The organism is Streptomyces sp. NPDC060064, from assembly GCF_042736455.1.
GTDB lineage: Bacteria > Actinomycetota > Actinomycetes > Streptomycetales > Streptomycetaceae > Streptomyces.
Genome location: NZ_JBHWWF010000006.1, coordinates 143581 through 163074, shown reverse-complemented (window position 1 = coordinate 163074; position 19494 = coordinate 143581). Strand labels below are relative to the sequence as shown.

General features: G+C 70.6%; 15 protein-coding genes and 1 tRNA gene. 6 read left to right on the top strand and 10 right to left on the bottom strand.

The window, feature by feature from the left end; translation table 11 throughout:
* Positions 1–69: 69 nt before the first annotated feature.
* From ACFWDI_RS10325 to ACFWDI_RS10305, 5 genes are all read right to left on the bottom strand, one after another.
* Positions 70–291 (bottom strand): zinc ribbon domain-containing protein, encoded by a 222-nt coding sequence (locus ACFWDI_RS10325; protein ID WP_362676154.1) that lies wholly within the window; start codon positions 289–291, stop codon positions 70–72.
* Between the two features lie 47 nt (positions 292–338).
* Positions 339–1037 (bottom strand): FadR/GntR family transcriptional regulator, encoded by a 699-nt coding sequence (locus ACFWDI_RS10320; protein ID WP_385302723.1) that lies wholly within the window; start codon positions 1035–1037, stop codon positions 339–341.
* The gene (locus tag ACFWDI_RS10315; protein WP_385302722.1) at positions 1034–1615 is read right to left on the bottom strand and encodes a DUF4383 domain-containing protein; all 582 of its coding nucleotides are present in this window, start codon (positions 1613–1615) and stop codon (positions 1034–1036) included. Before ACFWDI_RS10315 ends, ACFWDI_RS10320 begins: the two co-directional genes overlap by 4 nt.
* A gap of 231 nt (positions 1616–1846) precedes the next feature.
* Positions 1847–3220 (bottom strand): hypothetical protein, encoded by a 1374-nt coding sequence (locus ACFWDI_RS10310; protein WP_385302720.1) that lies wholly within the window; start codon positions 3218–3220, stop codon positions 1847–1849.
* A 71-nt stretch (positions 3221–3291) separates the two neighbouring features.
* A complete protein-coding gene (locus tag ACFWDI_RS10305; protein WP_385302892.1) occupies positions 3292–4077 on the bottom strand; it encodes a DUF4097 family beta strand repeat-containing protein in 786 nt (261 codons plus the stop codon).
* A 184-nt stretch (positions 4078–4261) separates the two neighbouring features.
* Here ACFWDI_RS10305 and ACFWDI_RS10300 point away from each other — a divergent pair.
* Positions 4262–4336: transfer RNA gene (locus ACFWDI_RS10300), tRNA-Val, on the top strand.
* 219 nt (positions 4337–4555) lie between these two features.
* On the opposite strand, the gene ACFWDI_RS10295 is transcribed toward ACFWDI_RS10300, so the two are convergent.
* A complete protein-coding gene (locus ACFWDI_RS10295; RefSeq protein WP_385302718.1) occupies positions 4556–5572 on the bottom strand; it encodes a hypothetical protein in 1017 nt (338 codons plus the stop codon).
* 124 nt (positions 5573–5696) lie between these two features.
* On the opposite strand from ACFWDI_RS10295, the gene ACFWDI_RS10290 reads away from it, so the two are divergent.
* Entirely contained in the window at positions 5697–6269 is a 573-nt protein-coding gene (locus tag ACFWDI_RS10290; RefSeq protein ID WP_385302716.1) for a TetR/AcrR family transcriptional regulator, read from the top strand.
* Between the two features lie 440 nt (positions 6270–6709).
* On the opposite strand, the gene ACFWDI_RS10285 is transcribed toward ACFWDI_RS10290, so the two are convergent.
* Positions 6710–7177, bottom strand: coding sequence for an alpha/beta fold hydrolase (locus ACFWDI_RS10285; RefSeq protein WP_385302715.1), 468 nt, complete (start codon positions 7175–7177; stop codon positions 6710–6712).
* Positions 7178–7232: 55 nt separating this feature from the next.
* Positions 7233–7658, bottom strand: a complete 426-nt coding sequence (locus ACFWDI_RS10280) for an OsmC family peroxiredoxin (protein WP_385302713.1) — start codon at positions 7656–7658, stop codon at positions 7233–7235.
* 485 nt (positions 7659–8143) lie between these two features.
* Between ACFWDI_RS10280 and ACFWDI_RS10275 the strand changes: the two genes are divergently transcribed.
* Both ACFWDI_RS10275 and ACFWDI_RS10270 read left to right on the top strand, forming a co-directional pair.
* Positions 8144–8638, top strand: coding sequence for an SseB family protein (locus ACFWDI_RS10275; protein ID WP_385302711.1), 495 nt, complete (start codon positions 8144–8146; stop codon positions 8636–8638).
* 81 nt (positions 8639–8719) lie between these two features.
* Entirely contained in the window at positions 8720–9109 is a 390-nt protein-coding gene (locus ACFWDI_RS10270; RefSeq protein ID WP_385302709.1) for a TraR/DksA family transcriptional regulator, read from the top strand.
* Between the two features lie 44 nt (positions 9110–9153).
* Here the strand turns inward: ACFWDI_RS10270 and ACFWDI_RS10265 are convergent, their stop codons facing one another.
* The gene (locus ACFWDI_RS10265; RefSeq protein ID WP_385302708.1) at positions 9154–10059 is read right to left on the bottom strand and encodes a LysR family transcriptional regulator; all 906 of its coding nucleotides are present in this window, start codon (positions 10057–10059) and stop codon (positions 9154–9156) included.
* A gap of 90 nt (positions 10060–10149) precedes the next feature.
* On the opposite strand from ACFWDI_RS10265, the gene ACFWDI_RS10260 reads away from it, so the two are divergent.
* A complete protein-coding gene (locus ACFWDI_RS10260) occupies positions 10150–11607 on the top strand; it encodes an MFS transporter (protein WP_385302707.1) in 1458 nt (485 codons plus the stop codon).
* 57 nt (positions 11608–11664) lie between these two features.
* On the opposite strand, the gene ACFWDI_RS10255 is transcribed toward ACFWDI_RS10260, so the two are convergent.
* Positions 11665–13248 (bottom strand): oxidoreductase, encoded by a 1584-nt coding sequence (locus ACFWDI_RS10255; protein ID WP_385302706.1) that lies wholly within the window; start codon positions 13246–13248, stop codon positions 11665–11667.
* Between the two features lie 452 nt (positions 13249–13700).
* Between ACFWDI_RS10255 and fxsT the strand changes: the two genes are divergently transcribed.
* Positions 13701–19493 carry an FxSxx-COOH system tetratricopeptide repeat protein gene (fxsT, locus tag ACFWDI_RS10250; protein WP_385302704.1) on the top strand — a complete coding sequence of 1931 codons (5793 nt, stop codon included), beginning with the start codon at positions 13701–13703 and terminating at the stop codon, positions 19491–19493.
* Position 19494: the final 1 nt, after the last annotated feature.

The window sequence follows — 19494 nt, the reverse complement described above, 5'->3', positions numbered from 1 at the left end:
CCGTGTCGGGCGGTCCGAGCTCGGTGGGCCGTATCAGGGGGTCCGAGCTCGGGGCGGACCCGGTGAGGGTCAGCCGCAGCAGCCGCCTCCGCAGCAACCCCCGCCGCCACCCCCGCCGTTGGACGCGGCCGCCGGCGCGGACTTCGTACCGCCCACGGCGACCGCCGAGAGCAGCTTGACCGTGTCCTCATGACCGTCCGGGCAGCTCGCCGGATCGGAGGACTGGGCCATCGGGCGGTTCACTTCAAAGGTGTCGCCGCAGGTCCGGCAGCGGTATTCGTAACGAGGCATTGCCCCAGGCTAGCGGCAGCCGGGCGGGTTCCTCCTTGCCGGGACGGCTACGGATGCTGGCGCATGGCCATGTCGAGCAGCTCCAGCGTGGCCATGTAGGCGCCGTCGACGTCCCCGTTCCGTATGTGATCGACGACCGCGGCGTGCACGGCGACCGGATCCTCGGCCGTCCCGGCCAGCTGGACCCGCCGGTCGCGCTCGATCAGCACCGGGATGATCACCCGGCGCAGCTGCGCGAAGAACCGATTGTGCGAGGCGGTCAGCAGGGCCGTGTGGAAGGAGGCGTCGGCCCGCACGGCGAGGACCGCATCCTCCCAGCCCGCTTTCATCGCGGCCAGCGCGGCGTCGAGCGCCGCGAGGTCCTCGTCGGACCGGTGCACGGCGGCGAGCGAGGCCGCCGCCGGTTCGATGGAGCGGCGCAGCTCCAGCAGGTCGGCGAAGAAGTCGCTGGGCACACCGGCGGCGAGTTTCCAGCGCAGCACGTCGGTGTCGAGGAGGTTCCAGTCGTCCGGGGGGCGTACGCGCGTGCCGCGCTTCTGCCGGACGTCGAGCAGCCCCTTGCCGGTCAGCACTTCGATCGCCTCACGGAGCACGGTCTGGCTGACGTGCAGCTCGGCCATCAGCGCGGACTGATCGAGGGCGTCGCCCTCGGCGTAGGCCCCGCCGACGACCCGGCGGGCGAGCCCCTCCACCGCGGCCTTCTGCACCCCACGCCCTGCGTGGGCGACGTCGACTTTGCGGCTCATCCGCTTTCGTGCTGCTTGGCCTGGTCAAGTGCGGGATCCCGGGTGGCGGCCCGCTGGAGGCTGCGCTGTTCCTGCGCGGCCTGCTCGGGATGCCGGGTCCTCCAGTACGGGTTGTCGTGCGGAAGGGTCGCGCTGACCCGCCCGTACATCCCGAAGAACATCAGCATCACGCCCACCACAAAGCTGAACAGGACGTTCTGGATGTGGAAGTTGAGGGGGTTGAAGCTCGAGTCGAGCAGGGCGAGGTTCGCGAAGCCGCTGAGGATGAAGGCGATACCGAGGACCATGTTCAGGGTCGAGGCGAAGTTGCCGCCGATGATCATCCCGACGAAGAGCAGCAGTCCGACACAGATGGACAGCACGCTCAGCGCTCCGTTGGTGTTCAGGCCCGCGACCATGTCCCCACCGGTGTCGAAGAAGCCGATCTTGTCGATCACCCCGAGGATCCCGAAGGCGAGCAGAAACAGGCCCATCAGACCGGCGCCCACGCGGTAGAACTGGCTGAGCCGGTGGTCGACGGGCAGATGCTCGTCCAGCCTGGTGCGGCGGGCTTTGTGATGCAGTACGTGTGTGGCCATGTCCGGCCTCCTTTGGAGGTACGCGTACACACCCCAGGATCCGCCCGCGCACGGGCCCGTACAAGCCAGGCGCAAGGGGATCCGGCCGGGGTGGGCCTGAGGCGGGCGTGACCAGGGCCTCGGACTTTCGGGCGCACGCGGAGGTCACGGGGTCACGGGCCTCTGGACCACGGACCACGGATCACGCCTCGATCCTCGGGCCACGCGCCTTCGGACCGCGTCCCCGGGCCCTCAGGTCCCGCCCGCGCCCCGGTCCTCGCGGATCTGCTCGACCACGCGGGCGACCGTGCGCCGTACCGCCTCGGTCTCCGTCAGAAAGTGCCAGTAGTCGGGGTGGCGTCCCTCGAGCCCGGTGACGGCCCGCTCCAGCCGCCCCACCGAGTCGTCCAGCGGCTGCGCGTGACGGGGGTCCGGGATGCTCCGCCCGGCCATGGCGAGGCGCTGCGCGTCCCGGATCGCGAACCGCGTGCGCTCGATCTCCTGGTGCGGGTCCTTCGCCACGGCGTTGAGCCGCTGCAGCCGGTCGCCGGCCGCCGACACGGCCTCATCGGTGGCGTTCAGCAGCGCACGCACCGTGCTGAGCAGGGCCGTCGCATCCGCCCACCGCTGCTCGTCGCGTGCCTTGCCCGCTTCCTTGAGCTTCTCCTCGGCCTGGCGGACGCTGATCGCCGCCTGCTCGGGGACCGGCTGCAGATCCTGCCAGCAGGCGGCGGAGAAGCGGCGCCGCAGCTCGCTCAGGACCGGCTCGACGGATCCGGCGCGGTTGCTGAGAGCCTGCGCGCGGGTACGGAGCGACACCAGGCGCTTGTCGGTCTCGGCGGCACGCTCGGGCAGCCGGTCCGCCTCGGCCCGTACGGCTTCGGCGTCACGCAGCACCCGGTCGGCGCGCTGCAGGGTCTCGGCCACGCCGTGCCGGCCTGCGCCCTGGTTGAGCATGGTCAGCTCGGGGCCGAGTGCGGCGAGCCGGGCGGCGAGATCATCCGCTCGCAGACCGGAGCTCCGCGCCGAATCGAGAGCATTGCTCGCGGAAAGGAGCGCCTGTCGCGCCCGCTCCACGGCGGGTGCCAGCCGGGCGAGCTGCGTCTCGGCCTTGTCGAGCAGCGGCCCGAGCCCCTGCGCGAACCGGTCGAGCTCGCCCTTGACCCGCACGAGATCGTCCTTGGCCCGGTTCAGCTCACCGCGCGCCTGAGAAGCCACCGAGGCTTCCAGATCGTCACGGTCGAGATCATGGGCGTCGACGGCGGTGATGTACGCAAGGCTCACTTCGTCGATCCGCCGCCCGAGCGCGGCGAAATCGTCCACGGCCCGGCGGGCACCCGGCGAACTGTCCACCGCCGTGATCGTCTCTATCGAGATACGGAGATCGCGCTGAGCGGTGTCCAGCTCGACGAAGGCAGCGGCGGCCGCGTCCTTCGCGGCCTGTGCGTCGGCCCGCTGGCTCTCGCCGCGCCCGCCGAACCAGCGCCGCGTACCCCCGCCGGCGAACGCACCCGGCAGCGCCGCGACGACCAACGGCAACGGCAGCAGCATCAGCGCAAGGACGTCGCGGACGGCTCTCGCACTCGCTTTCGCTCTTGCGTGCGGCTGTGCGTGTGTCGCCGTCACATCCCTCTCCCGTGCCGAATCGCCCTGCCCGGTTCATTCTCCCACCAGGTAAGGACGAACACACGGGTTGGTTAGTTCGCGCTTCGCACAGTGACTTCACCGTTGTCGCTGCGTGCCTCGACCGCATGCGCGCTGCCGTCGGCGGTCGGCACGTCGACGTTCACATCGCCGTTGGCGCTCGTGGCGGTGACGGCGTACGGGGCTCCGGCGCGCGGCAGCTCGATGACGACCTCGCCGTTGTCGCTGACGCTCTCGATCCGGTCCGGCGCGGCGGTGAGCCCGAGCTGAATGGACCCGTTGTCCGACCGGGCGGTCACGGTCCTGGCGGTGACGGCTTCGGTGACGATCTCGCCGTTGTCGCTGTTCAGCTCGAGGGGCCCGCTGGAGTCCCGTACCGTCACCTTGCCATTGCCGGAGCGGAGCTTCAGCGCGGTGTGGAATCCGTCGGCGGTCACGCTGCCGTTGTCGTCCTCGACGGTGACGGCCACGCTGCGCGGGACCTTCACGGTGTGCCGCGACTCGCAGTTGCTGGAGACCGCATCGCACGTGACGCGGAGGGTCAGCGTCCCGTCCTTCATCTCCCAGGAGGCCTCGGGCCCGTCCCCCAGGAACACCCACCCGTCGACCTGCCGGGTCACCTGCACGTCCTTCACATCGGCCGGCACCAGCTTGATCTCGGAGTTGTCGGAGTCGATGGTCAGCGTCTTCCCGGTGAGGGGGAAGGAACGGCTCTCGACGGGCGCTGCTCCGGCATCGACGCTCCCGCACCCGCTGAGAGCGACCGCGGCGACGACGGCGCCGGAGGCGGCGAGGAGTGTGCGGGCGTGGGTGTGGGTGCGGAGTGCGGCCACGGTGATCGTTCCCCCAGGTAGTTCTGCCGATGTGCTTCCCAAACTATGACCCCCACAGGCGGCGGAACGATCCGGGCGACCACCGTTTCGGGGTGGGGGTAGCCCCCGTACGCGGCGGTGGTCGGGCGCCGTGGCGGGAACGGGTTTGCAGGGCGCCCCCGTCTGCCATGTACGCTGTTCCTTCATCCACGGGTGCGTAGCTCAGGGGTAGAGCGCTGCTCTTACAAAGCAGATGTCGGCGGTTCGAAACCGTCCGCGCCCACCAGTGCAAAGGCCCCCAGCCGATCATGGCTGGGGGCCTTTGACATCCACTTTTGACATCAACCGGGGCGGTCATTCACGACCGGTCGCCGCTTGAGCATCCGGTCCAGGTGGCTCACTGCCTCCCGCTGCGTGTCCTGGACGACGGCCCTTGGGTGTTCGAGAAGGACCCTGCGGGCCCGTAGTGGCACGTCTGTGACACGACCTTCACCCTGACCGTGGGTCAGGTGGTCACCCGAGTGCGCCGCCGCCTCAGGTGGGGGCGCAGGCTCACCAGGACCGCGGAGATCACCGCCCACAGCGCGAGGGTGGCCAATGGCTGTACCGCCTGCGCGCCGTGGAAGTAGCTCAGGTCGGTCACTGCGCGGACGGCCGCTCCCGGCGGCAGCAGGGCGGAGACGGCGCGAGCGGCGGGGGGCAGGAGGTCCGGGCCGATGGTGGCTCCGCTGGTGGAGTTGCCGACCGTGAGCAGCAAAAGGGTGGCGACCGGCACGCCGACCGGGCCGAGGTAGGTGCCCAGCAGCTTGGTGGTGAACGCGGCTGCCGCGGCAAGCAGGGTCAAGCCGAAGGCCAGCGGCATCACCGGCGCGGGCACCGCCCCGAGGATGGGTCCGGCGATGACGGTGGCGACGATGCCGATGGCCACAGAGGCGCCGGACAGCAGCCAGAACCGGTGGCGCAGGTGCAGATGGTTCGCGAGCCCGAGGGCGTTCTGGGCGAGGACGAAGCCGGCCAGCGTGACGCCGAACGCCAGGTAGAACCCGGCCAGTCCACGGGAGTCGAAACGGGCGAACGGGACGACGTCCACCGTGGTCAGGCGCTGGCTCGACCCGTGGGCATAGGCGCCGATCAGGCTCTTGACGGCCGTCGTCGTTGACTGCCCGTTGGCCCCGCCGACCTCCAGGCGCAACCGGTCGGAGTCCGCGCGGCCGCTGAGCGCGGCCACGACATCGCGACGCTCCAGCTCAGCGTGCCCCGTGGCGGCGTCGGCGACAGGATGGACATCGACGCTGTCACCAAGGACCTGGCGTATCTCGCCCGAAAGCTCCTGCCCGGCGACAGCCACCGGCACCCGGTGCGGCTGGGGGTTGCGCTGCAGACCGACGTAGCAGCCGACGAAGGCCGCCACGACGACCAGGGCGATCACGGCCGGCTGGAGCCAGAGCCGGACCGGTGGCGCGGTCGAGGAGGAGGCGGTGGTCAGGTCGGCTTCGGCGGCCGGGCCGAGGCGAGTGGCCATGAAATGTCTCCCGTGAGGGCGCGCCCTTGGATGAGGGGAGGGGAGCGCCCAAAATAGATGATGTTGGTAATCTAAACAGCACTGTACGATAGATGTCGTCCGACATCCAAAAAGGAGGTGCCCTATGGGTCGCGTCTCACATGCACAGGCACAGGCGAACCGCCAGCGGGTCGTGGAGCGGGCCTCGCAGCTGTTCCGCGAGCAGGGCACGGGCGTGAGCGTCGCGGATCTGATGAAGGCGGCCGGCCTGACGCACGGCGGCTTCTACAAGCAGTTCGCCTCCAAGGAGGCTCTGATCGACGAGGCGGTCATCCACGCGGTCGGCGAACTGGCCGAGCACCACGCCACCACGCTCGAGGAGCACGAGGGGCACCGCGTCGAGGCCCAGCAGGCCCTGATCGACGGATACTTGTCCGTCCGGCACCGGGACAACCCCGCCTCGGGCTGCCCCGTCGCCGCGCTCGCCACCGACATGGCCCGGCGCAGTGGCGACCACGGGGCGCACCGCACCTACACCAAAGGGGTACAGGACTTCACCCAGTGGCTCGCCACCGAGGACGAGGACGGCATCGCCCGGCTGTGCACCATGCTCGGCGCCCTTCTCCTGGCCCGCGCCACCAAGGACTCCCCGCTGTCCGAGCAGGTCCTCTCCGCCGCCCGCACCGCACTGTCACCCACCCCGCAACCACGTGTCTGACATCCACTGCTGACATCAACGACGCCGGACCGGGGCGTACACCAGCGTCTGTGTCCGGGCATCGCATCAGTCGCCGGCAGCAGCTGGACTGCGCTCGGACCGAACTTACAAAGCAGATGTCGGCGGTTCGAAACCGTCCGCGCCCACCAGTAGGACACACGGAAAAGGCCCAGGTCACCGGCAGTAAGTCGAGAGCCTGGGCCTTGTTCTTCCTCCGCGATGCGCGCGAGGGAGAGGCGTCGTGCCACTTACGTGCCAGATACCTCGTCGGGACCTTCGGCAGCAGAATCGGCCGGCCGGACCTTCTTGATCTGCTCATCGACGTGAGCGGCGATTGCATGATCCCCAGGAGCTCCCCGCGCACGCCACTCACCGGCCGGCACTCGCGAACGGCGCCCCCTGGAGGGTCGCCTGCTACGCCGAGTAGCCGTCCAGGTGGATCAGCGCAGGAAGGCAAGGACCTCGTTGCCGAAGTCCTCGATGTGCTGGAAGAGGAAGCCGTGACCGGCGTCGCTGTACAGCACCACCTTGGCGTTCGGCATCCGCTGGGACATTGCGTAGCTCTGGTACGCGTGGATCATCACATCGTGGGCGCCGTTGGCGACGAGGACCGGAAGGGTGAGCTCCTCCAGGCCGGCCCAGGCCGAGTCCTCGCCGGCGCCCCAGGCGGCGTTGGCGTGGCGCCGCGTGCTGACGGCAACGCTGACAATGGGGGGCGGCCACCCGGGCACTGGGCACCAGCCCCGGCCCCGGCCCGGTGCTGCACCGCGCGGACGTCGTGGCGATGCTCCAGCAGGCGGCGCCCCGCGCAGGGGGAACTCGACACCGAGGTCCGAGACATGGGCGAGCTGATGGAGCGGATTCGGCAGGACATCCTCGCAGCGGCCGCGGACGCCTGAGCCGGGCATACCAATGCCCCCTCAGGCCGGAGCGGAGAGGGGGCGTGGTGTCGTGTTCGTGGTGTCAGGACACGGCGGAGGTGAGCGTGATCGTCGTGCCCGTGAGGGCCTGGCTCACCGGGCAGTTGACCTTCGCGTCCTCGGCCGCCGTCTTGAATCCGGCCTCGTCGATGCCCGGCACCTGACCCTGCACCGTGAGGTGGATTCCGGTGATGCCGGTGCCCGGCTCGAAGGTGACCGCCGCCTTCGTCGTGAGCATCGTCGGTGGAGTTCCGGCCTTGGTGAGAGTGTTCGCCAGAGCCATCGAGAAGCAGCTGGAGTGGGCGGCGGCGATCAGCTCCTCGGGGCTGGTCTTCCCATGAGGCTCCTCCGCGCGAGAAGCCCAGGTCACGGGGAAGTGGCCGACTCCCGAGGAGTCGAGCGTAACTTCCCCGAAGCCCTTGAGTAGTTCGCCTTCCCACTCGGTGTGAGCGTTGCGCGTGGTGGCCACGATGAATCCCTCCTGTATACGGATGACGTCTCCCAGATCGTCCGCCCTGCGACACCGCCCGGGCTTCCGACGCGCCGTACCGCACGACTCGTCGGTTCGTGTGCCCGCGGTTCGTGTGCCCGCGGTCCGTGTGCCCGCGGTCCGTGTGCCCGCGGTCCGTATACCCGCGGTCCGTATACCCGCGGTCCGTCGCCCCGCGGTCCGTCCGTACGCGGTCCGTCCGTATGCGAGAGGCGTCGCCGGACCGGGGCGATCCATTCGCGATCGTGGTCCCGGGACGGAGGATCAGCCGCGATCAGCCGCGATCACCACCGATTCCCTGATCGACGACGTCGCACAGAACGTCGGGCGGCAATACCTTGGTGGTATTGCCACGCTTGCCCCGGCCCCGTGCCGCTGGGCGGCATCCGGCGGCGACTGCGGCAACCCGTGCCCACCCGTGTCGAGCGGGTGGCCGGTGAGCGACGCCGACGAGAGGACAGGACATGAGCGCCTCGACACCCGACGAACACGGGCCCCCGACCGATGGGCCTTCCCCCGAGGGAACCCCGTCCGCAGCGGAGGCGGCGGACACCCAGGCCACCCTGATCGGTCTTGCGAACAGCGTGGCCCTGCTGCCGCAGGCGCCGCCGGTGGAGGGCGAGGAGGAGCGTCCCGAGGGCGCTATCGCCCTGCCGGTGATCGAACAGGACGGCACTCGATACATCCCCGTCTTCACGACCGAGGACGCGCTGGTGGCGGCCGGGGGAGACCCCGGCACCGCGCTCCGCATCCCCCTCGTCGAGCTGGCCGCGAATTGGCCGGCGGACGACCTGTGGCTGGCGGTCAATCCGTCCACTGACCAGGGCCTCGCCCTTCCCCCCGACCTGGTGCGGGCGCTGCCCGGCGTCAGCCGGCGCAACGGTCAGGTCGGCCGGCCGGACCGGACCGGTGCGGAGGGAGATGGCGCCGGAGAGCCCGGCCGGACCCCGCCCGTATGACAGGGTTTTCGGCCCCCGTCCGGCGTGCACGCGGCGCGGGGTGCGCGGAATGCGAACCCGAGCGCTGATGTTGTCGCGGTGGTGAGCGATTCGTCTGCTGATGCCGTATTCCCCCCGACCGGGGATGAGCCCGTCCGCGAGCGGCTGGCGGCCGAGCGTACCGGCACGAGCGCCCGGATCGCGGCGTTGAGCCGTGACTTCGACGGGATCGTCGAGGCGAATGCCCTGGTGGCGATCGACGACGAGCACGACCCGGAGGGGTCGAGCACCGCCTTCGAGCGGGCCCATATCGCCGCGCTGCTGGCACAGGCGCGCGCTTACCTGGCCGATCTGGATCGGGCGCTGGAACGGCTGGAGCGAGGCGAGTACGGGCGGTGCGAGGGGTGCGGCGAGCCGATCCCGGTGGAACGTCTGGAGGTGCGCCCCGCGGCGAGCACCTGCGTGCGCTGTGCCGCGGCCCGCCCCCGCTGACCGGGGCGGACTCAGCACGCACCCCCTGCGCAGGGACCCCCGCGTCACCCCGCCGTGATCAGCTCCCGTGCGCACCCCCGTAGCCACGCGTGCGCCAGGTCCGCGTCGTGGCGGGGATGCCACGCCAGCCCGAAAGGGAGCGGCGGCAGTGAGAACGGGATCTCGAAGGTCTTCAGGCCCAGGGTGTCCGTCAGGGGGCGGGCCCGGGTGGCGACCAGGCCCACCAGGTCGCTCGTCAGCAGGATGAACAGCGACGAAGGATACGTACCGACGCTGCCCACCACCCGGCGCGTCAGGCCGAGTTCGGCGAGGGCCGTGTCGATCGGGCCTTGCAGGCGGCCGCGGCGGGACACGATCAGGTGGTCCGCCGACGCGAAACGCTCCGGCGTGAGTCTGCCGCGCAGCAGCGGGTGACCGGGGCGTACGACGCCCAGCATCCGGTCGTCGAAGAGGTGCTCCGTACGGACCTCCGGGGAGCGGGTGTCGATCACGCCCACTTCCAGGTCGGCGACGCCCTCACGCAGAGCCGGTGCGTCCACATGGCTTTCCATCAGGAAACGGAGCCGTACACCCGGTGCCTCTTCGCCGATCCTGGCGAACAGCGCGGAGCCGAATGCCGCCGCGAGTGTGTCGTGCGCGAGCACGGTGAACGTACGGGACAGGGTGCGCAGGTCCACCCGGCCACCGGCGGTGAAGATGCCGCGTGCCTGCTCGACGACCGCCCGGACCTCGCCGCGGATGGCGAGGGCGTGCGGCGTCGGCACCATGTTCCGGCCCGCGCGCACCAGTACCGGATCGCCGAGCGCCTTGCGGATCCGGCCCAGGGTGCGGCTCATCGCGGGCTCCGACAGATGCAGGCGGGCCGCGGCGCCGGAGACGCTGGATTCCTCCAGGAGGACGTCCAGGGCGACCAGGAGATTGAGGTCCAGGCTGGATTGCGTCACGCGCATTTATTCCTTGCGTTAGTTGCACTGGAAAGCAAGTGAACCCAACCCTACGGTGGACGGCAGACCCCGACCCGCCAGCTCCGAGGAGGAGTCTTGTCCAGCCCTGCCCAGAAGCCACCAGGTCTGACCCGGTCCGCGCTGCTCGCGCTCTGCGGCTGTGTGCTCGTCGCACAGAGCATGGTCGCCGCGATCAATCTGCTGATTCCGCAGCTCGCCGCTTCGGCACTCGACTTGACGGACACTCAGATACTGTGGGCCGTCGACGCGTACGTCATCGTCTTCGCCGCGTTCCTCATCCCCGCGGGAGCCCTCGGTGACCGCCTCGGCCGCAAGGGCGCCCTCCTCTGCGGCCTCGGCCTCTTCGCCGCCGGCGCCGCCACCAGCGCGCTCGCCACCGTGCCCGCCGTCCTCATCACCGGGCGCGGGCTGTGCGGCGCGGGGGCAGCGCTGATCACGCCCGCCACCATGTCGATCCTCGTGCGCCTCGCCGGACCGCAGCGCACCGCCCAGGCCCTCGCCACCTGGACGCTCGCCGTCGGACTCGGCGGCCTCGCCGGGAACCTCGGCGGCGGGCTCGTCGGCCAGTACCTGTCCTGGCGTGCCCTGTTCTGGGCGATGGTGCCGCTCGCCGCGCTGCTCGCCCTCGCCGTCGCCCGCACCACGCCCCGTACACCCGCGCACTCCGCCGCCGCGCTCGACCCGCTCGGCTCATTGCTGCTGACCGTCGCGCTGGTCGCGGTGGTCTACGGAATCATCGAGGGCCCTTCGTACGGCTGGAGTTCGGCGCACGTCCTGACCGCCTTCGCGGCCGGCGCGGTGCTGCTCGCGCTCTTCACCCTGCACGCCCTGCGCGCCGAGCGTCCGCTGTTCGACCCCAGGGTCTTCGCCTCGCGGCGGCTGCGGGCCGGGGCGTTGGGCACGGCCGCCAGTTTCTTCGGGCTCTTCTCGCTCTTCTACGTCAACGCGCAGTATCTGCAGTACGCCAAGGGCTTCTCGGTCGCGCTCACCGGCGTGGCGATCGTGCCGCTGACCGTCGGTATGGCGCTCGTACCGAAGCTCGGGGCGCGCTGGCAGGCCCGGTTCGGGCCGCGGCCGCTGGTCGGCGGCGGTCTCGGGCTGATCGGGGCCGGTCTGTTGCTCGTCTCCACGGCGGACACGAGTACTCCCTATCCGCTGTACGCGCTCTACCTGCTGGTCCTCTCCGCCGGAATGGGCCTGTGCGCACCCGCGCTGACGGTCACCGTCGTCGCGGAGCTGCCCGCGCACCAGGCCGGACTCGGATCCGGCCTCAATACGGCGGCACGTGAGATCGGGGCCGCGCTGGGTGTTGCGGTGGTCGGCACCGTACTTGCCGCGCGGTTCAGTGGAGTGCCCCAAAACCCGTCCCAGGCCGCGGAGTTCACCGCCGCCATGGGTACCGGCCTTCGCATCGTCGCCGTCCTGCTCCTCGCCGCGACCGTCGCCGTCGTGATCGGCTACCGCGGCTCCGGCCGCGCCCGTACGGTGGCCGCCGCCGACGGCTCGCGCGAGCCCGCGAAGGAGACGGCATGAGCGGCATCAGCCTCGGGACGGCGGGCGCAACCTCGGTATGTTCCGACAGCTGAAGGGCTATTGGCGGCTGATCGCCCGCGAGATACCGGCAGTCACCGCCGTGGCCAGGATCCATCCGGCAGCGATCAGGCCGTAGGCGAGCCACTGCTCGGTTCCCTCTGGCGCGAAAGCGCCCTCCTGTCCGAAGGTGATGACCGGCAACAGCAGATCCAGCGTGTAGAAGACCGCGTTGAACGCGGGTGCCTTTCCGGCCTCGAGCGGTCCTGGCGGATGCAGGCCGAAGACGACCGCGCCGACGGAGAGCAGCGCCACGAGCCAGAGGCCCGCGCGCAGCGGGCGGTAGCCGTAGCCGACGGCGGCGTCCTGGACGTAGCCCCAGAAACGGGTGTGCCGGGGGAGTGTGGTGCGTCGGTGGCGCTGTTTGGCGAGCAGGACCGTACGCGCCTCGTCCTCGTGTCCCAGCCGGCGGTACGTCGCGGCGAGCTGCTCATACGGCTGCGGGAGGTAGTCGTCCGTGTCGCGCCGGAGCCAGTCGAGCCGTTCGGCCGCCGCCAGGGGCGAGGTGAGGACGTCGTACGTCGCCTCGGTCAACCGCAGGCGGGCGGGCCAGCTTTCAGGCGCGTCGTGCAGGTGCCCGATGCGGGCACCGCGCAGGTCGACCAGGCCCTCGGGCGGAGCTGCCGTGCGCATGTCGGCCTCCTGGGCCTCGACCCGGCTGAGGGAGAGGACGGTGCCGCCGGGGTTGGCGAGCCGGGCGTGGCGGAAGCTGAGAACCGTACCGGTCCGGCTGCCGTCGAGCCGTATGCCTCCGTCGACTGTGAGGCCCTCGCCGAGATCGAAGTTGCGGCTGACGTTGACGTCGACCGCTTCCAGGGCCACGTCGCCCGGGTTGCTCAGCCGGGCGCCGCAGAAGCCGATCGCTGCCGCGACTGTGGCGCCCGACAGGATGATCCGGCCCTCGGCACGGAAACCGGGATGGAGAGTGAAGTCTTCGGTTATCTGTACGTGGTAGGCGTCCAGAGCGTGGCCGCCGGGATTCCTCAGCGAGGCGCGCTCCAGATCGAACTCTCCCGCTATGGACGCGCCGGACAGACGGAAGCGTCCCTCGGTGGCCAGGCTCGTGCACAGCCAATCACCGTCCACGCGGGCACCGGCGGCGGCTATGGCATCGCCGCCAGGCACCTTGATCACGGCCTCGCGCAGGTCCACGTCTCCGTGAACCTGCGCCCGGGTGAGTACGAGGGACCCGGCAAGGCGGCAGCCGGACAGGATCAGTCGTCCGTCGATCTGCGCCGAGTGGGCGTCCAGCCCCGGCAGTTCGCAGCCGGTGAGGGTGAGTTCGCGCGTCTGGGCACCTCGCAGGAGTGGCGCCTCGTCGAACCGGCAGTCGGTGAGCACGACCGGGTAGGGGACCGATGCGAACCGCAGGTCGAGTATGCCCGTGATACGCGCGCCGGTCAGGCGGAGCGCCGGGCGGTCGCCTGGCGCGACATCCGCGGCACCCAGCAGCAGTGCGGCGGCGACATCGGCCCGGACGACGCCCTCCGCAGACGGCGAGCCGTCACGGACATCGACGGCGGCGCCCTGGGGGAAGGCACTCCACAATTGGCTCTCGCAGGCGGTCAGTTCATCGAGGGGCACAATTGATCATCATTACGGTGCGGCCGCGCCCGGGACAAGCCGCCGGGACAAGCCGCCGGGGACGAGCCGCCCGGGACGCCCGCGCCGGCCGGAGCGCTGGGGTTCGCCGACCCGGGCAGCGGGATCGCATACGGCTATGTCCGGCGCCGGTACGCCTTCCCGGGCGGAGCCGCCGCGGAGAACGACCGGCTGGCCGCGGCGGTGGTGCGCGCGGCGGTCGCGGCCTGATCGAGCCTTGATCGGGCTGTCTTGATCGGTCCTTGATCGAGCCTCGGGACGAGGGTCGCACCCGCGGTGGCGGGTGCGGTCCCGATCGGCGGGGGGCGCGCGATTCAGCTTGCGCTCCGGTGACAATCCCTCCCGGGCACAATACCGTTGACAGAGGATCAGGCAGATGGTGACGGGGGCGCGGTGACGGTTTTAGCGGTGCGGGGGATCGGGGGCACCGGGGCATGATTCTGGGTGAGGAGCTCCGTGTCCCGCGAGAGGTGGGAGTACAGGAGCAGGAGGCCTTCGCCGAGCGTCGGACGGTCGCCGACGCCGGTGGCAATCCGCACACTGAGGAGCACGCGACCGTGCTGCCGGCCGAAGCGCTGGCTGCCATCGCGCATATCTCCGCTCCCGCCGGGATGAACAATCTGCCCGGAGCGGCGACAGACGTCTTCGTCGGCAGGAAACAGTCGCTCGCGGCAATCGAGAACGTACTCACGGCAGGTGGCGGGGTGATCACCCAAGCCACCGCAGTCCACGGCCTCGGCGGTGTCGGCAAGACTTCCCTCGCGCTGCACTATGCGCGGACGCGGGCGCGGCAAGGTGACTATCCACTCGTCTGGTGGATCACCGCCGAGACCGAGGAGCAGATCGACTCGGCCTTCGCCGACCTGGCGGTGCTGCTGCATCCGGCCTGGGCTATCACCGCCACGCCGAAGGAGCAGAGTTACTGGGCCCTTGCCTGGCTGCACGAGCACCCCGGGTGGCTGCTGATCTACGACAACGCCGAGGACCCGATCCACGTCAATCCGTATGTGGGCAAGCTGTTCGGGCGCGGCCACCAGTTGGTCACCAGTCGCCGGGCGACCGGATGGCACAAAGGCACCGAGCTGGTCCGGCTCGACGTACTGACCCCAAGGACAGCTGCCAACCTGCTGTGCAAGGTCGCGCTGTCCGGGCGTGCGGCGGATCCCACTGAGCTGCGACACGCCACCGAGCTGGCCGCCGATCTGGGCCGGCTGCCGCTTGCGCTGTCGCAGGCCGGAGCCTATCTGCGGGAGACGGGCACCTCGTTCGCCGCATACCGTACGTTGCTGAGTACGACCCCGGACGCCGCGCTCGACACGGCGGCCGACGGCACGGACACCACGCGCACCATCGCTCGCATCTGGCAGACGACTCTCGGAGCGATCCGCCGTCTTGATCCTTTCGCCGTCGACTTGCTGCATGTCCTTGCGTGGTACGCGCCCGAGGCGCTGCCGCGCGAGGTCCTGGTGCCTCTCGCGGACCATGGGCACGATGTCCATGCCGCCTTAAAGCTGCTTGCGGACTACAACATGATCACGCTCGGGCCGCAGACCGTCACCGTCCACCGACTGGTCCAGACAGTGCTGCGCGGCGCCGGTCCGGAATCGGACGGGCGCGGACACGCGGACGCCGAGCGGGCCATGGCGCAGACGCTGCCGGCCGAGGCTCCCTCGGACGTGGAAGCGCAGCGTCTGCTCCAGTCGCTGCTGCCCCACATCCAGTCGCTCGCCGCCGGTCCGTCCGGGAATCCTGACGCGGACGTGATCGCCATGTACCGGCGCGCCGCCGACGAGCTCGTCGCCCGAGACCAGCGGATGCTCGCCATCCCGCTGCTCGACGCGGTCGTGGACGGCCAGACCGAGCTGCTGGGCATAGACCATTCCGAGACGCTGGACAGCCGCGACTTCCTCGCCGAGCTTCACAGCAAGGCCGGTGAACCCGCCAAGGCGGTGTCGCTGTGCAACGACGTCTTCCTGGACCGGATGCGGGTATTCGGGGGCGATGCTCCGTCGACCCTCGCCAGCCGCGACCGGCTTGCCTATGCCCATCGCAAGGCGGGCCGGCACAGTCGTTCGGTGCGCGAATTCGAGGCGGTCGTCGCGGACCGTGCCCGGGTGCTCGGCCCTGACCACCCGGACACCCTCAGCAGCCGTAACGGGCTCGCGTACGCACTTCAGCTGGCCGGGGAACACCGGCGCGCGGTGAGGGAGTACGAGGCGGTGGTGGCGGACTGCACGCGCGTGCTGGACGCGGACCATCCGGACACCCTCAGCAGCCGTAACGGGCTCGCGTACGCGCACCGGGTCGCGGGCGACCACCGGCTGGCGATCGAGCTGTACGGGCAGGCAGTCGCGGACCGTGCACGCGTGCTGGGCCCCGATCACCCCGACACTCTCACGAGCCGCGGCTGGCTGGCCGCCGCACACCGCATCGCCGAGGACCACCGGCGCGCGGTTGCCCTCCTGGAGGAGGTGCTCGCCGACCGTGTACGGGTCCAGGGCGAGGAGCACCCCGATGTGCTGCGCTGCCGCAGGGACCTCGCCCTCGCGCGGGGCGCCGCAGGTGAACGGGCCGCATCAGTAGGGGAGTTCGAGGCGCTGGTAGCCGACTGCAGTCTTGTGATGGGTCCGGACCATCCGGACACACTCGACACCCGCGACGACCTTGCCATTGCCTGCCGCAACGCGGGCGATGGACGCCGGGCGATCCGTCTCTTCGAGGAGCTGATCAGCGACGCGGTCCGGGTCCGGGGAGCCGACCACCCGGTGACGCTGGGCTTCAGGAACAGCCACGGCTACACACGGCAGTTGGCGGGGGAACACGGTGCGGCGGTGGCCGCCATGGAGGCCCTGCTGGCGGACCGGATCAGGGTTCAGGGCGCCGAGCATCCGGCCACCCTCTCGGCCCGCGAGAATCTGGCGTACGCCATCCGCGACGCCGGAGATCACCGGCGCGCGATCCGGCTCTACGGCGAGCTGATCCGCGATCGTTCCCGGCTTCAGGGCCGCGACCACCCCCAGACTCTCGATGCTCGCTGGGCACTCGCCTACGTGTACAAGGAAGCCGGCGAGCACCGCCGGGCGATCGAGTTGTTCGAGCAATTGATGCGTGATCGCGCGCGGGCTCTGGGATCCGACCATCCGCAGACGACGAACGCCCGGTTCTGGCTGGCCACCAGCCTTCGGAACGCGGGCGAGTACGGCCGGGCCATCGGTCTCTTCGAGCAGTTGGCCGACGACGCCGAACACCTCTGGGGCGCAGACCATCCGGAGACATTGGGCTTCCGGGGCGGCCTTGCCTTTACGCGGCAGTCGGCGGGTGCATACGGCGAGGCGGTGGCCGAGCGCGAGGCGCTGCTGGCGGACCGGATCAGGGTTCAGGGCGCCGACCATCCGGCCACCCTCTCGGCCCGCGAGAATCTGGCCTATGCCTGTCGCGACGCCGGAGATCACCGGCGGTCGATCGGCCTGTTCGAGGCAGTCCTCCGTGACCGTGTCCGGATCCAGGGGCGCGATCATCCCGATGCGCTCAGGGCGCGTGCGTTCCTCGCCTACGGGCAGCAGCTGTCCGGAGACTGCCGGGAGGCGGTCGTCGGCCTGGAAGCGCTGCTTGCGGACCGGACCCGGGTGCTGGGCGCCCACCACCCGGACACATTCGCCACCCGCTCGAGTCTCGCCGGGGCGCACCGGGCCGCGAGGGACCACCGCAAGGCGATCGGGATGTTCGAGGAGTTGGTCCTCGACCATGCGCGAGTTCAAGGCGCCGACCACCTGAAGACCTTGGACTTCCGTTGGCAGTTGGCCTATGCGTGCTTCTATGCGGACGAATATCCGCGCGCCATCCTTCTGTTCGAGGCATTGGTGGCGGACCGTACAAGAGTTGGCGGGCCTGACCACGCGGAGACGCTGAACACCCGCTTCTGGCTCGCCCACACTCTTGGTGCTGCGGCGCACCACCAACAGGCCGTACGTCACTTCGAGCAGGTGATCCACGACAGCACGCGGATTCTGGGTGCCGAACACCCGCACACTCTGGGCGTTCGCAATGGCCTGGCACTCGTCCGCCTGGGAGCGGGCAGCCACCGGCGCGCCATCGCCGAATTCGAGGCGCTGCTCGAGGACCGGGTACGCGTGCAGGGCCCCGACCACTGGGCCGCACTCGTCGTCCGCTCGAATCTGGCGTACACCTGCCAGGAAGCCGGAGAGTACCGGCGCGCCGTCGCACTGCGCGAAGAGCTGGTCCGCGACCGAGCGCGTATCCAGGGCGCCGACCATGCGGACACCCTGGAAGCCCGATTCTGGCTTGCCTACGCCTGTCGTGGAGCGTGGGACCTGCGGCGGGCACTGGAGCTGTTCCGGACGCTGATCGAGGACAACGTCCGGGTCCGCGGCGCCGACCACGCCGAGACGCTGAACTGCCGCAACGGGCTCTACTTCACCCAGCGGTTGGCGGGGGAGTACCGGGAGGCGGTCGCCGGCTCGGAGGCGCTGCTCGCGGACCGGGCGCGGGCGCAGGGCGCCGACCATCCGGCCACCCTGACCGCGCGTGCGAACCTGGCGATCACCTGTCGGGAAAGAGGCGAACACGAGCGGGCGATGCGCCTCTGCGAGGAGCTGATCGAGGACCGCCGCCGGATTCTTGGGCCGGATCACGTCCGTACGTTCGACGCCCGGCACGCTCTCGCACGCAGCCACCGGGCAGCAGGCAATCACGCCCGAGCCGTCGAGCTCCGTGACGAGCTGGTGCGCGACCTCGCCCGGGTCCAGGGCCCCGACCACCGGGACACGCTCTGGGCGAGGCATGAGGCGGCGCTGGACCGGCGCGCCGGTGGAGATCTCGACAGGGCGGCCGAGGGCTTCGCGGCGGTGGTCGTGGACCGGATCCGGGTGCTGGGCGCCGATCACCACAGCACGCTCATCAGCCGTGCCGCCCTCGCCAGGACCCGGATGATGTCCGGTGAGTACGCCCAGGCGGTCGAGGGCTTCGAAGCCCTGGTGGCGGACCGTCTGCGGATCAACGGCCCCGAGCACCTGGCCACCCTGGACGACCGCAAGGATGTCGCCCTCGCCCACCGGACGGCCGGTGACCACCGTCAGGCGGTCTCCCAGCTGGAGAAACTTGTCCGCGACAGCGGTCAACTCCATGGCGACGACTTCCCCTTCACGCTGCAGGTGAGAGCCGCGCTCGTCCTGGTCCGCACGGAGACCGGGCCGCCCGGCCGCGCCGTCGGCCTTGCCGAGCGGCTCGTGGCCGACTGCACCGGACGGTGGGGTCCGTACAGTCCGTACACCCTCCAGAGCCGTGAGGTGATGGCCCATGCGCTCTTGCACGCGGACGACCCCCGCCGCGCGATCGAAGTGCACGAGTCCGTCGTCGCCGACCGGTCCCGCGTCATCGGGCTCGGTCTGCCGGACACCGCCGCAGGAATCGCGCGCGTTCACCAGCGTGCCGACGACTCTCTGGCGACTGTCGTCGCCTACGCTCAACGGCCTTATGGACTGCGAGGTTTCCCCGCACCGCTCGAGAGCCTCGCCCGTGCGTACGGCGAGGCCGGGGACTGGCACGCTGCGATCGATCTGCTCCGGGGCCTGTGTGCCGGGCGAGTTCGGGTTTTCGGCCCCGCCCATCCCCGGACCCTGGAGTGCCGTACCCCGCTGGCGATGGCCTGTGCCGCGGCGGGCGAGGAGGACTCGGACGGTTTCGGGGCTCACGAGGAGCTGCTGGCCGACTGGGAACGGACCTTCGGCAAGGACCACCCCCGGGTGGCCGGTCTGCGCCGCAGGTTCGAGCAGATGACCCCCGCCAGGAGGTTCAGGGTCACCCTGCTCGACGAGGCCAACGTCGGGCAGTCGGCCAGGATCGAGGTCCGCCTGGAGAAGCCGGGCAACAGGGCGATCGCCGGGCGTCCGGCCGCCGCTGCGGCTTCGCAGAGCGGCGAGCCGGAGTCCGGTGCTGCCGCAGGCCCGGAGCCCGAGGCCGTCGGGCAAACCACCGCCGACGCCGTCCCGGCCCTGCTGCTCGTGGCCGGCGTCCGCTCCGCCGCCGCCATCGAGCCGGCCGCCACCGAGTACACACCGGGTGCCGCACCGGCGGCTTTCGTCTTCACGCCCGCCGAGCCAGGCGCGCACCGTATCCGACTGACCGTGTACGACCAGCGGTACGGAGTCGTACTGCAGGATCTCGAAGCGACAGTCGATGTACCGGGAACACCCCGCGGGAGGGACTGAA

Bases quoted from the DNA above. Each gene is read 5' to 3' on its own strand.
- ACFWDI_RS10320 (WP_385302723.1), bottom strand. From the start codon at position 1,037: ATGAGCCGCAAAGTCGACGTCGCCCACGCAGGGCGTGGGGTGCAGAAG.
- ACFWDI_RS10265 (WP_385302708.1), bottom strand. From the start codon at position 10,059: ATGCGCGTGACGCAATCCAGCCTGGACCTCAATCTCCTGGTCGCCCTG.
- ACFWDI_RS10290 (WP_385302716.1), top strand. From the start codon at position 5,697: ATGGGTCGCGTCTCACATGCACAGGCACAGGCGAACCGCCAGCGGGTC.
- fxsT (WP_385302704.1), top strand. From the start codon at position 13,701: ATGATTCTGGGTGAGGAGCTCCGTGTCCCGCGAGAGGTGGGAGTACAG.
- ACFWDI_RS10285 (WP_385302715.1), bottom strand. From the start codon at position 7,177: ATGCCCGGCTCAGGCGTCCGCGGCCGCTGCGAGGATGTCCTGCCGAAT.
- ACFWDI_RS10295 (WP_385302718.1), bottom strand. From the start codon at position 5,572: ATGGCCACTCGCCTCGGCCCGGCCGCCGAAGCCGACCTGACCACCGCC.
- ACFWDI_RS10275 (WP_385302711.1), top strand. From the start codon at position 8,144: ATGAGCGCCTCGACACCCGACGAACACGGGCCCCCGACCGATGGGCCT.
- ACFWDI_RS10315 (WP_385302722.1), bottom strand. From the start codon at position 1,615: ATGGCCACACACGTACTGCATCACAAAGCCCGCCGCACCAGGCTGGAC.
- ACFWDI_RS10325 (WP_362676154.1), bottom strand. From the start codon at position 291: ATGCCTCGTTACGAATACCGCTGCCGGACCTGCGGCGACACCTTTGAA.